Here is a 13,778-nt window from a genome sequence, read left to right as displayed (position 1 = left end):
TCTGCTCGATCATGGATCAACGGGATATTCCACAGACAAATGCAAACGATTATCGGATGGGATGTGGGCGGCGCGCATCTTAAGGCCGCCCGTGCCGAAAATGGGATAATTACGCAAGCGGTGCAAATCGCATCTCCGCTCTGGCTGGGCCTTGAAGAGCTGGAACGCGCCTACCAGCAAGCTCGGGCGGAAATCGGCTCGGCTCCGCTCAACGCCGTCACGATGACGGGCGAATTATGCGACGCCTTTGCAACACGCGCAGAAGGCGTTGCGGGTCTGGCCACGCTCATGGAACGTCTGCTGGCCCCTGCAAATGTATTTTTTTATGCAAGCCGTGCGGGCTTTGTCCGTCCCGAAGCAACCGCCGCGCACGCGGTGGATATCGCCTCCGCCAATTGGCACGCGAGCGCGGCCCTGACGGGCATGACGAAACATGCCGCGCTGTTTGTCGACATGGGCTCAACCACGACGGACATTATTCCGGTCGCGCAAGGCATGCCGGCAAGTCGCGGCTACACCGATGCCGAACGTCTCACCCAGGGAGAGCTGGTCTACACCGGCCTCGCCCGGACTTTCTTGATGGCAGGCCCGAAGCGAGTGCCTTTTGCAGGTCAATGGACGCCGCTGATGAATGAATGGTTCGCGAATACCGCCGATATTTATCGTATTCTCGACCAATTGCCGGAAGGCGCCGACCTAATGGATGCGGCAGATGGGCGCGACAAAACCAAGCAAGCGTCGCGCGCGCGGCTGGCACGCATGATCGGACGCGATGGCGCCGAGGCCAATGATGCCGCTTGGGACAGGCTTGCGCAGTTCTTTGCGGAGATACAATTGCGCGACATCTTCGACGCCGCAAGTCTTGTCCTTTCCCGCGGTCTTATCGACGCCGAAGCTCTCGTCGTCGGTGCCGGCGTTGGACGCGGTATCATTCAGAAGCTCGCCGGAAGGCTAGACCGACCCTTCGTCGCATTTGCCGATTTGATAGAAGTGACGCCTCACGCAAGGGACAAAGCGTCCGATTGCGCGCCGGCGGCGGCAGTCGCCCTTGTCGCGGCCGCTCAATTTCCAGCGTAAAAGGCTTCGTATTTTTGCATGAGCCAGGACCAAGCCTCACGCTCTTCGGGACCCGCCGTCTTCTCAAGAGCAATCGAGAGATAGGCGATCTCGCGATCAATTTTTTCGCGCGGTAGGATATGCAGCCGCGTGACAAGAATGGCAAATTCAAGGACCGCGTTTCTCGCCCGATTAAACCCCTCGAAAGGCGCATGCTGCTCTTTGTGCAAAATCTCACAGTGGAATCGAGGCCGCTGCGGGTCTTCCTCCACCCGCGTGACTTTCAGTTCTGCATGGGCGAGTGCTCCGGCCAGGCGCGGCACAGGCGCCTTTGTGCCCGCCACCAGCGGCCAGTCATGCCGGCCCGTGACCAAGCCCGCGAACATGCGCGCGTTATCGGTATAGTTGGCGACAGCGAAAGGATTGTCCACGAGATTGTCGAGCGTCGTCGAGGGATGAAACGGCGCAATGATCCACCCCTGCCCGTCCTCGGTCAAACCCAGCGGCGCAATGTGTGTCCTGCCTGAGCGATTACTCGTCGTGACAATCGTTTCGCGGATCATCGGCATCGGTTGGCGCCCCGCGAGAAATCCGAATTTCCCTGCCCCCACACGTGTGATTGTTGGATCATGTCAGGGCTTTTTCCGCAAGGTGTGACCGGCTTCGCGCAAACGGTCCGTGTCCTCTTGCAATTTATCCACGGCGCAGCCCCAATCCAGCGGTTCATCTTGGGTGTAGCGCTTGCCGAGCGCAAAGGCGATCTCGGCCTTGGCGAGCTCAGTCCCCAGATAGAACGCATGCGCACCATCCGCTTCAACGTTGAGTTTGGGAAACAGGGAAAGCGCATCGTTGGCGATGAAATGGCCTTCGCGGTTGAAGACGTGAATACCATCCGTGGCTGTCATGATCCGAAAGCTCACGTCCCGCACTTCCCGCGCGAGTTCGGCGATGTCCTCACTCGACAAAGGATAGGGCGCCAGATCATGAAGCTGCAAAAGCCCGGCGCCATAGCCCTTGGGCAAGGCGCCGTCGGCGGACGCAGCAAACATGAGACGGCGTGCTGCATCATGCTCCTGGATCGTGCGCCTCGTATACGGACTGACCTGAACCGTCAGCACGTTGCGAATATTGAGTTCCGAACAAACTCCCAGAAGCATGCCGGTGACGCCGCTCGAATCCGCCTCGGTCAATTCCGTGAGATTACCGCTTCCCATCATGATCTCGGCATGAGGCAAACGGCGTCTCACTTCGGCATAGCGCTGGAGCGATTCCGTGAAGCCGAATTGGATAGGATCGAGAATAGGATCAAGAATAAAGGAAAGCCCCAACGCCTCTGCTTGTTCTGCGGCGCGGATCAGCGAGTCGAGGTCGCCATGCGGTCTTGGCACAAGGACTGGCGTCGCGGCTGACCCTACCGCTATATTGAGCGTCGTTTCATCAAGGCTCAGAAGAAAATCGGCGCCAGCCTTGGCCCCGCGGGCGAGTTCACCGGGATCGGCGGAATCGATACTGACCAGATGACCCGCGGATTTGAGGGCCTTGACGGACTCTTCAAGATGCGGAAACGGCGTATCGGGGAGGCATCCGACATCGATCACGTCGGCGCCGGATTTTTGCATCGCGGCCGCGCGGGCAAGCAAATCCGGAACTGCAAGCAGGGAAGCATCGACGATTTCAGCAAAAATTCGAACTGAAAAACCCGATAGATCCCTGATGTGTCCGCCGCGCCCCAGATAGGCCGGAAGATCGCTCAATTCATCGGGCCCGCGCGCAACCGGAACCCCGAGATCGCTCGACAGCCTGGCAAGATCGGCGCGGCAGCGGCCAGGCAAAATAATGCGGTCGGCATCGACGGGCCGCGCCAAGCGGCGCGTGATGATGGCTTCGGTCATCAAGGCGGCCACTTTGACGCCGATATCGCGAACTTCCCAGCTGAACGGGGTTTCTCCCATGGACTTCAAAATCCTATCCAATCGCGGATAGGCGAGATGACCGGTGAGAAACAGAACGCGTTCGTTCATGTCACCTTCAATTCGCTCCGGCGCTGCGCAATAAACGCTTGTAGGTCGCTCAAGCTTTCAGCCACGCTGGTTGCTTCGAAGCTTTTCAGCTTCTCGGAATTTTCCAGATCGATCCGCCGCGGAAAGACCTTGACCATGCCGTCAGGCGCGCGCGTCTCAAGCTCAGGCGCCGTGTCGCAGGCAAAAACAATGGTGGGAACCCGGCATTTGCCCGCCTGCGCAAACACGTTGCTCGCAAGATTATCTGATATGCCATAGACGAATTTGGCGACGGCATTCGACGTCGCCGGGGCCACGACGAGCGTATGATACACCCCATGATAGAAATAGCCGACCTGCGGGGAGCTCGCTGCCGAATCCTTAAAAACCCGCGCCGACTTCGGCATGTCGAGCTTCTGCTTATACATGCGAAGCACCTCGGCGGCGGCTTTGCTGACGAACAGATCGACATGCTCCAGTTCACGCACGAGATCGAGGCACTCGTTGAAAAAGTGCCCTGAACCGGTGAGCGCCCAACCCCAGCGCGGCGTGACGACTTTGCTCATTTTCCTCCCAATCTAAAGTTCGGTCCGCGTGGCCGCCGCTTGTGGTTGCAGCGCTGGCGATTGGCCGATGGCTATGCCCGGCATTCCGCCACTTTGCAATATCAGCAGAGCCCCAGGCAGTGACGCCGGGCCCGCCAACCAGATTTCGGCTTGGCTTCGCGCGGCAAAAAATGGAAACAGTGGATCGACAATTTTGGCGGCAGCAATTTCATCAACCGAGACCATCGCCGGATCGCAGGATTTGATCAGCAGGATACGGCGCGCGTGCATTGCTCCGGCTAACCAGGCTGCGAGGGAATCCGAGGTCATGTCCCAGGATGTGGACACATCCAATGCACCAAGCACCATCGCCGATGGCAGCCAGACCGGTATCTTGCGCGCGTCCAAAGCGCTTGCGATTTCAGCGGGGGAGGCCGCCAAAGCGAACTTCTCCGAATAGGCCGCGATCGCAGTTGCGAATTGTTCCATAGCCAGGAGCGCCATGCGGTGGGCCGCCGAATCGGCAAAGCCCAATTGCTCCTGTGCAGCGCGTACGCATCTCGCAAAGGGACCGCCGCCCGGAACCAGGACAAGCGGCCCGCCCCAAGCCACCAGGGCTTCGAGCCAGGCCTTAAGCAGTGGAGAGGACGCGAGGCTACCGCCAAGTTTGACGATCGTCTCGCTCAATGATTTCTCGTCTTGCCAGTTTTGCCGGGAAATCCCAGGAAACGCTGATCGGCGACTGCCGATTCCGCTACGCGCTCGCGTTTGATCTCGACCCCGACCATGCCGTTGACGACGTCGAGCTTTTCGATGCGAACGCAAGCTCGCGTCACGCTTGGGTGACGCAGGATTTCATCCGCGAGATCGCCTGCGAGGGTTTCGATCAAATCGACATGGCCCCGGCCAAGAATGATTTTGATCGCATCAATGATGACGTCATACGAAAAAACGCCGCGCATGTCGTCCAACCGGCGTTGGGCGCGTCGAACATCCACATCGACATTGAACCGTACGTTCTGGTTGCGACCGCGTTCGAAGTCATAGGCGCCGATTTCGCAGGGGAGCACGAGATCATGTACGAAGACCACATCGGTCTCGACGAATTGCTCGTCGGGGAGAACATAGCCCCGCCCCAGGAGGCGCCAATCGACGCCCGGCTCATCGCCCACGCTCAGTCCCGCTGCTTCAAAAGGAATAAGGTCCCGAATAATCCGGACCGACGCAGCATCGATCGCCGCCTCACGCGATCGCCCGATGCAGAGGCTTCCGCGAAATCCGAGATAATTCGGCCCTAGCGGGAGCAGACGCGGCACATCGGGAGCTTCAAGCGATCCCGCAAGGCCAGACAGCAGCCCTTCCTCTCGGCACCTTGCGACGAACCGATCGAGTTCGGCAACGCCCATATGATCGAGAAGACGGCCCGCCGTCTTTTTCTCCGTATCCAGCATGGCGCCGGCAAAGCCATGTTGGGCCATCAGCCGCAACAGATTCAGATCGGGCTGACGATCAGCAAAAAGAACGCCAACCAGCTTGGTGTTTTTGGCGAGAGGCTCCAGCGCGCGGATCGTATCGTGGTCGGTTTTCTTCGATAAAAAACCAACCTTGACGTAATCGACCCCCGAAGCGGCGGCAGCCGCGACGGCGCCGAGGACGGCGTGCGGCGCATCCGATGCGGTCCCGGCCGCTGCGCTCACCGGTTTGCGCTTGCCGATCGCACGCACGATCTCGGCGGCGACATGCGCATCGAGGACGCCGAGTGCCCCATTTTTGGGGTCCTTGAGATCGATGATGTCGGCGCCCTGGGCCCAAACCGTCTCCGCCTCGGCCGGACTGGTTACACTCGCGAGCATCAATGTCATTCTGGCATTTCCTCGAATGGCGTTGCCTGGCGGCCGTTGTTAGCAAGCTCGCGGGGACCGGCGTATCCGGCAAAGATGCCGCATGGAACCTGGATCGCGCCGTTATTCATGAACTTGCCGGTCTCTTTGCATGTTTTCGAAAAATATGAAAGCGGTCCGCCACGGGGCCACCTAGACCGCATCAAGCTGTTCCGAGATGGGTCGCAACAAGCGCGCGCAGCCGTTCCAACGCCTCGCCTGCTCGCCGCTGAAGCGGTAAGCCATTGCAGGATCCGGCTTCCATCGCACCGCGAACGCTATTTGTCAGAAAAACCTGATCCGCCGCAGCAAGGTCGGCCGCCTGAAGCGAGGTTTCGACCGGAACCAACCCCGCCGACGCGGCCAACAGCAACATCAACGCCCGCATGGTGCCCGGCAAGGCGCCGTCGGAAACCGGCGGGGTTTCCAGTCGCCCGTCCCGAATGACGAACAGGTTGGCGACGCTGGCGCAAGCGATCGTGCCGCGCGTGTTGAGCATCAGCGCCTCGTCGGCGCCCTGCCCGCGCGCCTCCCGCAGCGCGACAAGATTATCCAGATAGGGCAGCGCCTTGATCCGGGAGCAAGGCGAAAGTTCGTTGCGCCGCGTCGTCGTCGCGACACGGAGTGCCAGTGGCGTTTCCCTGGGCGGCGGCGGCGCGAGCGACATCAGAATGGCCGGACGCGGCGCCTCCGGCGGGACGAGGCCACGCGGACCGCTTCCCCGGGTCACGGTGAGGCGGAGCACCGCGGAAGAGACGCTCTCGGCCACAAGATAATGCGCAAGCCCAGCACGGAGCTTGGAAAGATCCACGGCTCCTGCAAAGCCCAAGACGCCGAGGCCCGACGCCAGCCGCTCAAGATGGGCCTCCAGATCGACGGCCCGACCGCCATGGACCAGGATGGTTTCGAACACCCCGTCCCCGAGCAGAAATCCGCGATCCATGACCGAGATATGCGCCGCTTCCGGCGCCACCATGTCTCCGTCCAGCCATACCCGCATCATTGCGGCCGGATGTGGCCGAGAAAATTGCGGAGCATTTGATGACCATGGTCCGTAAGGATCGATTCGGGATGAAATTGCACCCCGAAGGTCGGATGCTCACGATGTTGGAGAGCCATGATCTCGTCTTCGATCGACCAGGCCGTCGGCTCGAGTTCGGTGGCACCGGCGTCCAGCTCGACGATCAGCGAATGATAGCGGCCAACGCCAAGCGGATCCGGCAAGCCAGCCAGAATTCCCGATGCTTTGTGGCGTACCAGGCTCGCTTCGCCGTGCATCGGGCGCAGAGCCCGCAAAACCTTCCCTCCGAAAACTTGCCCGATGCATTGATGGCCAAGACAAATCCCAAGGATCGGCACGCGCCCGGAATATTCCCGCACAAGCTGCATCGAGACCCCCGCCTCGTTCGGCGTGCATGGTCCCGGCGAAATTACGATCGCTTCGGGTATTTCGCCGGGGAGGTCCGCGTCGTTGCGGACGACGACCGGCGAAGCCCCGAGTTCGCGGAGGTAATTGGCGACCGTGTGGACGAAGGAATCATAGTTGTCGATGACCAGGATCATCGGGCGAGTTCCTTGGTGCCGAAGGCCTCGAAAATGGCCCGCGCCTTGTCGAGCGTTTCTTCGTATTCGGCCGCGGGATCGGACGCCGTGACGATCCCGCCACCCGCCTGCACGACGCAGGTCCGGGCCCGAAAACTTGCCGTGCGGATGACGATATTCGTATCCATCGTTCCGTTGAAGCCGATGTAGCCGATGCAGCCGCAGTAAGGGCCCCGCGCATGGCCTTCCAATTCGGTGATGATTTCCATCGCGCGAAGCTTGGGGGCGCCGGTGATGGAGCCTCCGGGAAACGCAGCCGCCAAGACATCGATGGGGCCCATGCCCTCGTTCAGGCGACCAACAACCGAGGAGACCAGATGATGCACCGATGCAAAGGTCTCAAGGCCGCACAATTGCGGAACCTGCACCGAGCCGGGCTGACACACTTTCGAGAGATCGTTGCGCAACAGATCGACAATCATGACGTTTTCGGCGCGATCCTTGCGGCTTTCAGTCAGCGCCCGCGCCTGCAATGAATCGAGAATGGCATCCGAGAAGCGCCGCCGCGTGCCTTTGATCGGCCGTGTCTCGACGCGATCGCCCGCAACCCTGAGAAATCGCTCGGGGGAGGCCGAGGCGATGACGAAATCGGCGTGCTCGAGATAGGCCGCAAAAGGGGCTGGATTGCGTTTACGCAGGCGGCGGTAGAAACCGAAATGATCGAAATCCGCCGGAACGGCAGCTTCAAATCTTTGCGACAAGTTCGCTTGAAAAATATCGCCGGCAAGGATGCGCTCGATCACTTCGCCAACCGCCCTCTCATATCCGGCGCGGGTGAAATTGCTGTGCCAGCCGAGAAGCGATGTATTTCCGTCCCTGGGCGCCGTGCCAGCGCGGCGCAGCAAATCCTCGAATTTACGCCCACGCTCGACGGCACGCCGAATTTGCGCGGCCGGCTCCATCTCGGGTAGACCCGTCGAAAGCACAAAACCGCGGCGTTCGCTCAAGTCGAAGGCAACGACCACGTCGTAGAGTCCGAGCGAAAGGTCCGGAAAGGCGAGATCGTTCAACGCCGGTTTCGGAAGATTTTCCAAACTGCGGCCGAGCTCATAGGAAAACAAACCGGCGATGCCACCCTGAAACGGGGGCAAGCCAGGCGAAGGCGCGATCTTATATTTGTCCAGAGCGGCCTTCAGGCGTGCGGCCCAGCCGCTCCCGGCCTCTGCGGCTTCAAGTCGCGCAAAGGGATCCGCGGCAATAAAACTGTAGCGGCCAAGCTTGGGGTCCGCCATCGCGCTATCGAGAAAAGTCAGGAACGGCAGATCGCGAAGCGCAAAAGCAGCCTCGGCCGGGTCACAAAAATCGATTTCGATGACGTGCATCGAGCTGCCTTTGCAACTTCCCGGCCATGATGAAAACCCTCCCCGGTTCTTCGGCCGTTGCCGGGAACTCATTGGATATGGGAGGTGCCCACAGATTCCAAAAGCCCCGTTCAAACACGCGACGGCCGACGCCAAGACAATCGGCTAACGGCGGGACTCACCCAATATGACGAACCGGAGCGCGTCCGCCAAGCCTAACCCGAGGGTCGCAGCAGGTTTTCCGCCAGCTATCTCGCAATTTCCCGTCGCTGGCTCAACGCCTCGGTCATTTTCCGGGCTTTTTTGGAGGTTCCGACGGCTTCGGGGATTCCGGGGCTGGTGGTGCGGATTTCTTATCCGGCGGCGGGGGGCCGCTTTCTGAGGAGCCGCTGGACGGGCGGCCGGGCGCCCCTTGTAGGCAAATCGATCGGTCCGCCGTCTCGTAGAAGGCGACGCTGCTCGCAAACCCAAAGCGGTGGCGGGCGCAAACTGTGTTTTCTTCAGAATTCCGTTCGTGTGTGGCATGGGCCCTCCTGCTGAGCCTTATTCGGCTCGAACGCGATTTTCGTCAAGGCCGCAGCCCGCATGGTCTGTCTGTGGGAAAAAACGGCCACCGGCTGGCCTCTGACGAATTTTTGAATCTCTCGTCATTGTCCGCTTTGCCAGAAGCCTGCGAAACCTGCTCCGCAGAAAAAAAACTCAATCCCCGTCTTGCACCGATGGGTCGCATGACGTAGCCGTGAGCGTCCAAATGCCGGGTGACGACGGCCGCGGCCATTTGCAGAACACTTGCGTGCTTCAGGAGGAGAGATGAGTGAAGCCGAAATAGATGGCAAGCCGGTTTCGCTCAAAGCGGCAGCCGAGCGATCGGCGGAAATCCTGCTCAGCGCGCGCATGCCCATCGTAGCCGGGCTTGGAACGGACGTTGCGGGCGCCCGCGTTTCAATCTCGCTCATGGAGCGGCTGCGCGGCGCCTATGATCATTTGCAGTCGGACAGAATTTTTGCTGACCTCGACGTCATGCGGCAAGCGGGCCTAATGTTCACCACGCCGAGCGAGGCGCGGCTGCGGGCCGACGTTCTGCTTTTCATCGGCAATGATCTGACGCGCATTTGGCCGGCAATGATGGAGCGGCTTTCGCCCGGCGAAATGCCGCCGTTCGATCTTGCCCACCAAAAGCGGAAGGTCTTGTGGATCGCCCCCTCCCGGAGCGCGGCGAAGGCCGAGAAGTTCCCCATCGAAACGCTCGACACCACCAATCTGCACGCGACGCTTGCGTCCTTGCGCGCTCGCTTCTCCGGCAAGCCCATCAATGCCGGCAAGGCCGTGCTTCGCAAACTCGACGAATTTGCCGAAGTCTTAAAGAACGCTCGCTTCGGCGTCGCTGTCTGGGGCGGCGATATGCTCGATAGTCTTTCAGTTGAAATGCTGTACGGCCTCATCACCGACATCAACAAGACCACGCGATTCACGGGTCTGCCGCTCGGCGCCGAGAATAATGCGGGCGGCGTTTTACAGACGTCGGGCTGGATGACCGGCTTTCCCATGCGGACATCCTTTGGGCGCGGCTATCCGGAGCATGACAGTTGGCGCTTCGACACAAACCGCATGATCGAAAGCGGCGAGGCCGATGCCGCTTTGTGGATCTCGTCTTACGGCCGCGAGGTGCCGAGTTGGAAGAAGCAGGTTCCGCTCATCGCGCTAGTTCCACCAAAAACCAAATTTGCGCGAGTCCCGCAGGTGCGAATCGAAATCGGTCAGCCGGGGATAGATCACGATGCGGCGGAGTTTGCGCGTGAAACGGGGACGATTGTCGGTCGGGACGCCTCGCATACCAGTGAAGCGCTTTCGGTTGCCGCCGTAGTCGGCCAAATTGCACAACACATCGGGAGAGACGCCTAAATGCTGATACTTCTCAAAGGCGGCCGCATCGTCGATCCCGTGAACGGACGGGATGAAGTCGCCGATCTTTGGATCGAGAACGCGCGCATTGTCGCGGAGCCGCGCGGCAAGCTCCCTGACGAAGTGCATGACGTCTCCGGCAAGATCGTGATGGCCGGCGCGATCGATATTCACTCCCACATCGCGGGCGGCAATGTGAATTGCGCCCGGCTTCTGCTCCCCGAAAAACATCCGGCCCGCACTCCGGCCCCCGCCGCCCTGCCGCTCTCCACGGCCGGATGGTCGACCTATCAGACCGGGACCATCTATGCGTCCATGGGCTTCACCACGGTGATCGAGCCGGCCATCGTTCCGCATCAAGCGCTCCAGGCGCATCTCGAGCTTTCGGACATCCCGATCATCGACAAGGGGACGCTGACGGTCCTCGGCAATGACGATTTTCTGCTGTCCTTGCTGCGCGATGGCGAGGGGCAAGCCGCCGTCGCGGACTATGTCGCCGCGTCTGTCTCTGCAAGCAATGGCCTTGGGGTCAAATGCATCAATGCCGGCGGGGCGACGGCGTTCAAATATAACGAACGCGCGTTCAGTCTCGATGACGTCGTGCCCTACTACGGTCTGACCTCAAGACAGATCGTCGAGGCCCTGCAACGCGCGGTGATCGATCTTAAGATTCCGCATCCGCTGCATTTGCACGCCAATAATCTCGGTATTCCAGGCAATGTTTCCACCGCGATCGCAACGATCGAAGCGGCGCGGGGACAGGCTTTGCATCTCGCGCATCTGCAATTCTACGCCTATGGCGACGAAGGCGACCGGGGCTTTTCCTCCGCCTCCGCCGAGCTTGCAGCGGCCGTCAACGCCGCGCCGAATGTTACGATAGACGTGGGCCAGATCATGTTCCGGCAGACCGTCACGGTCTCGGCCGACGTGCTGCGCCAGTTCAACAGCACCGGCATGGCAAAGCCCAGGAAGTCGGTGATTCACGATGGCGATGGCAATGGCGGCGGCATCGTGCCCTACCTCTATCGAGAGAGCGATTTCGTCAACGCGGTGCAATGGGCTTGCGGTCTGGAACTGTTCTTGCTCATCAATGACCCATGGCAGGTCTTTTTCACCACGGATCATCCGAACGGCGCGCCCTTCACGACCTATCCCGAAATTTTTGCGCTGATCATGAGCCGCGATGCGCGCGCCGAGGCAACCGCGCGCTTGCCGCAGGATGCGGTTTCGATGACGACCTTGCCGTCCATCGGGCGCGAATATGACTATAATGAAATCGCCATCATGACCCGCGCCTCGCCGGCAAAACTGCTTGGCTTAAAAGACCGCGGCCACCTCGGCGAAGGCGCTCTCGCCGATGTCGCCGTCTATTCGCCCGGCAAGGATTTGGCCAAAATGTTCCGGTTTGCGCATCTGGTCTTCAAGGATGGCGATCTCGTCGTGCGTGACGGACGGGTCACCCATTATCGTTGGGGCAAGGCTCTCAAAGTGAACCCAGGCTATGACAAGGCGATGGACCGCCGTCTCGCCGGCTACTACGACCGGCATTTCGGTATCCCTCGCAGTACGTTTGCGGTCAAGGAGCACATCCTGCCGCATGCAGAACCATTTCAGGAGGTCGCATGCGCCCGATAAGCAGGAACGGCGTTCGGATCGACGATTCATTTGCCGAAGCCTTTCCAATGCGCGGCACGGCGATCCTGATCACCGCGCCCAATCGCCGCTGGGCCATGCAGGCGGCCACCACGATGACCGGATTTGCCACCTCCGTCATCGGCTGCGGTGCCGAAGCCGGTATCGATCACGAAGTATCAGAGAAAAGCACCCCGGACGGCCGCCCCGGCGTTCGGGTTCTCCTGTTTTCGATGTCGAGCGACACTTTGCAGACGCAGCTCGTCAATCGTGTCGGCCAATGCGTCCTGACTTCGCCGGGATCGGCCTGCTTCGCCGATCTTCACGGCACGGACAGGCTGCAGATTGGCGACGCGATCCGCTATTTCGGCGACGGTTGGCAGATCTCCAAAAAATTCGGCAACCGCCATTTCTGGCGTGTTCCGGTCATGGACGGCGAGTTTCTCTGCGAGGCGACGACGGGCCTGACCAAGAACGCGGTCGGCGGCGGCAATCTGCTTCTCATGGGCGCCGATCCGAAAAACACCATGCGTGCCGCCGAACTCGCGGTGGACGCGATGAATGAGGTCGAAGGCGTCGTGCTGCCCTTCCCCGGCGGCGTCGTCCGGTCGGGCTCCAAGGTCGGCTCCAAATATAAGATGATGATGGCCTCCACCAACGATGCCTATTGCCCGACCTTGCGCGGCGCGGTCGCCACCAGCCTCGACGATGATATCGGTTGCGTGCTCGAAATCGTCATCGACGGATTGACTGAAAAGGCCGTCGCGGACGCCATGCGCGCCGGACTCGCGGCCGTCATCGAGCTCGGACCGGACAATGGCGCGGTGCGCGTCGGCGCCGGAAACTACGGCGGAAAGCTCGGGCCGTTCCATTTCCATCTGAAGGATCTCTTGCCGTGAAGCCACTTGTCCTCACTCTCAAACAAGAGCCAGACCAGCGGCTTGATCTCGGCCAGCTGACACCCAACCAGATCGAGGGCAAATCGGTGAATGAGATCGCCGAGATTGAACTGCAGACAACCCGAGAAAAACTCACGGTGGGGGATATTTTCAAGATCCGGGCCGGGAGCGCGCAATCGATCCGATTCGAGGGCGGCTCGCTTCGGCTCGACAATGTCGGGCATGAGATGAAGAGCGGCGAAATTCTCGTTGAAGGCGATTGCGGGAAAAATACCGGCCGCAACATGAGCGGCGGTACCGTCACGGTGGTTGGCGATTGCGGCCCCTTCGCCGGTTCTTGCATGTCGGGCGGAAAGCTGGAAATAGGCAACAACGCCGGCGACTTTCTGGGCGGTCCGCTCGACGGCGAAATGGAAGGCATGAGTGGAGGGCTTTTAATTGTGCGCGGCTCGGTGGGGAAACGCGCCGGCGACAGGCTTCGCCGCGGAACAATCGTGGTCGAGCGCTCTGCCGGAGATTACCCCGGCAGCCGCATGATTGCGGGGACGCTGATCGTCCTTGGGAATTGTGGCCAGATGCCCGGCTATCTTATGCGCAGGGGCACAATCGCGCTCGCGCGTCCGCCTGAGCTGGCGCCAACCTTCACCGATTGCGGGACTCACAAACTGGCTTTCGCCGGCGTCTTCGCAGGGCTGTTGCGGCCCGAAAGCCCCGGCGCCGCAAGACTTTTTGCCCGGCCGCTTTATCGCTTCGCGGGGGACATGGCTGCCCTCGGGAAGGGAGAAATCTTCTTTCCAGCTTAAAAGCTACGTCGTTGCCAATCGTCGCCTGCGCAACGCGGCTCTTCGTTCCTCTATCAAGGTCATTGAGATTTTGTGCGCCAAAAGCCCGGCCGAATATAGCAGTCTAGGCATTTATCCATGATCGAGCGGCGCGACCAATTCCTGGCCCTTCTTGGCAC

Annotated in this window: 14 protein-coding genes; 6 read left to right on the top strand and 8 right to left on the bottom strand. The window is 60.5% G+C overall.

Translation table 11 applies throughout. The annotated features are described in order from the left end of the window. Positions 1 to 39 precede the first annotated feature (39 nt). Entirely contained in the window at positions 40 to 1,077 is a 1,038-nt protein-coding gene (locus tag CU048_00810; protein QBR70061.1) for a H4MPT-linked C1 transfer pathway protein, read from the top strand. Here CU048_00810 and CU048_00805 read toward each other — a convergent pair. The 8 genes from CU048_00805 to pabB all read right to left on the bottom strand — a co-directional run bounded on the left by CU048_00805 (position 1,062) and on the right by pabB (position 8,405). Then, positions 1,062 to 1,625 (bottom strand): DUF447 domain-containing protein, encoded by a 564-nt coding sequence (locus tag CU048_00805; protein QBR70060.1) that lies wholly within the window; start codon positions 1,623 to 1,625, stop codon positions 1,062 to 1,064. The genes CU048_00810 and CU048_00805 overlap by 16 nt on opposite strands. A gap of 63 nt (positions 1,626 to 1,688) precedes the next feature. Then, positions 1,689 to 3,077 carry a dihydropteroate synthase gene (locus CU048_00800; protein ID QBR70059.1) on the bottom strand — a complete coding sequence of 463 codons (1,389 nt, stop codon included), beginning with the start codon at positions 3,075 to 3,077 and terminating at the stop codon, positions 1,689 to 1,691. Next, a complete protein-coding gene (locus CU048_00795; GenBank protein QBR70058.1) occupies positions 3,074 to 3,622 on the bottom strand; it encodes a flavoprotein in 549 nt (182 codons plus the stop codon). Before CU048_00795 ends, CU048_00800 begins: the two co-directional genes overlap by 4 nt. A 12-nt stretch (positions 3,623 to 3,634) precedes the next feature. Then, positions 3,635 to 4,288 carry a hypothetical protein gene (locus tag CU048_00790; protein QBR70057.1) on the bottom strand — a complete coding sequence of 218 codons (654 nt, stop codon included), beginning with the start codon at positions 4,286 to 4,288 and terminating at the stop codon, positions 3,635 to 3,637. Next, entirely contained in the window at positions 4,285 to 5,463 is a 1,179-nt protein-coding gene (locus CU048_00785) for a dihydroneopterin aldolase (protein ID QBR70056.1), read from the bottom strand. Before CU048_00785 ends, CU048_00790 begins: the two co-directional genes overlap by 4 nt. A 181-nt stretch (positions 5,464 to 5,644) precedes the next feature. Then, a complete protein-coding gene (locus CU048_00780) occupies positions 5,645 to 6,484 on the bottom strand; it encodes a 2-keto-4-methylthiobutyrate aminotransferase (protein QBR70055.1) in 840 nt (279 codons plus the stop codon). Beyond that, complete coding sequence (locus CU048_00775; GenBank protein ID QBR70054.1) at positions 6,481 to 7,044, bottom strand: aminodeoxychorismate/anthranilate synthase component II; 564 nt, start codon at positions 7,042 to 7,044, stop codon at positions 6,481 to 6,483. The genes CU048_00780 and CU048_00775 overlap by 4 nt, the downstream gene beginning before the upstream one ends. Continuing rightward, a complete protein-coding gene (pabB, locus tag CU048_00770) occupies positions 7,041 to 8,405 on the bottom strand; it encodes an aminodeoxychorismate synthase, component I (protein ID QBR70053.1) in 1,365 nt (454 codons plus the stop codon). The genes CU048_00775 and pabB overlap by 4 nt, the downstream gene beginning before the upstream one ends. A 497-nt stretch (positions 8,406 to 8,902) precedes the next feature. On the opposite strand from pabB, the gene CU048_00765 reads away from it, so the two are divergent. The 5 genes from CU048_00765 (at position 8,903) to CU048_00745 (ending at position 13,620) form a co-directional block, all read left to right on the top strand. Beyond that, the gene (locus CU048_00765; GenBank protein QBR70052.1) at positions 8,903 to 9,121 is read left to right on the top strand and encodes a hypothetical protein; all 219 of its coding nucleotides are present in this window, start codon (positions 8,903 to 8,905) and stop codon (positions 9,119 to 9,121) included. 73 nt (positions 9,122 to 9,194) lie between these two features. Next, positions 9,195 to 10,286: a tungsten formylmethanofuran dehydrogenase gene (locus CU048_00760; protein ID QBR70051.1), complete on the top strand. Its 1,092-nt coding sequence runs from the start codon at positions 9,195 to 9,197 to the stop codon at positions 10,284 to 10,286. Further along, entirely contained in the window at positions 10,287 to 11,921 is a 1,635-nt protein-coding gene (locus tag CU048_00755) for a formylmethanofuran dehydrogenase subunit A (GenBank protein QBR70050.1), read from the top strand. Further along, positions 11,909 to 12,817, top strand: coding sequence for a formylmethanofuran--tetrahydromethanopterin N-formyltransferase (gene fhcD, locus CU048_00750; protein QBR70049.1), 909 nt, complete (start codon positions 11,909 to 11,911; stop codon positions 12,815 to 12,817). The genes CU048_00755 and fhcD overlap by 13 nt, the downstream gene beginning before the upstream one ends. After that, positions 12,814 to 13,620: a formylmethanofuran dehydrogenase subunit C gene (locus CU048_00745; protein QBR70048.1), complete on the top strand. Its 807-nt coding sequence runs from the start codon at positions 12,814 to 12,816 to the stop codon at positions 13,618 to 13,620. Before fhcD ends, CU048_00745 begins: the two co-directional genes overlap by 4 nt. Positions 13,621 to 13,778: the final 158 nt, after the last annotated feature.

Source organism: Beijerinckiaceae bacterium (assembly GCA_004564215.1).
Taxonomy (GTDB): domain Bacteria; phylum Pseudomonadota; class Alphaproteobacteria; order Rhizobiales; family Beijerinckiaceae; genus Methylocapsa.
This window is presented reverse-complemented; position numbering and strand designations above follow the sequence as displayed.

Bases quoted from the DNA above. Each gene is read 5' to 3' on its own strand.
- fhcD (QBR70049.1), top strand. From the start codon at position 11,909: ATGCGCCCGATAAGCAGGAACGGCGTTCGGATCGACGATTCATTTGCC.
- pabB (QBR70053.1), bottom strand. From the start codon at position 8,405: ATGCACGTCATCGAAATCGATTTTTGTGACCCGGCCGAGGCTGCTTTT.
- CU048_00800 (QBR70059.1), bottom strand. From the start codon at position 3,077: ATGAACGAACGCGTTCTGTTTCTCACCGGTCATCTCGCCTATCCGCGA.
- CU048_00780 (QBR70055.1), bottom strand. From the start codon at position 6,484: ATGATGCGGGTATGGCTGGACGGAGACATGGTGGCGCCGGAAGCGGCG.
- CU048_00805 (QBR70060.1), bottom strand. From the start codon at position 1,625: ATGCCGATGATCCGCGAAACGATTGTCACGACGAGTAATCGCTCAGGC.
- CU048_00775 (QBR70054.1), bottom strand. From the start codon at position 7,044: ATGATCCTGGTCATCGACAACTATGATTCCTTCGTCCACACGGTCGCC.
- CU048_00795 (QBR70058.1), bottom strand. From the start codon at position 3,622: ATGAGCAAAGTCGTCACGCCGCGCTGGGGTTGGGCGCTCACCGGTTCA.
- CU048_00755 (QBR70050.1), top strand. From the start codon at position 10,287: ATGCTGATACTTCTCAAAGGCGGCCGCATCGTCGATCCCGTGAACGGA.
- CU048_00810 (QBR70061.1), top strand. From the start codon at position 40: ATGCAAACGATTATCGGATGGGATGTGGGCGGCGCGCATCTTAAGGCC.
- CU048_00785 (QBR70056.1), bottom strand. From the start codon at position 5,463: ATGACATTGATGCTCGCGAGTGTAACCAGTCCGGCCGAGGCGGAGACG.
- CU048_00760 (QBR70051.1), top strand. From the start codon at position 9,195: ATGAGTGAAGCCGAAATAGATGGCAAGCCGGTTTCGCTCAAAGCGGCA.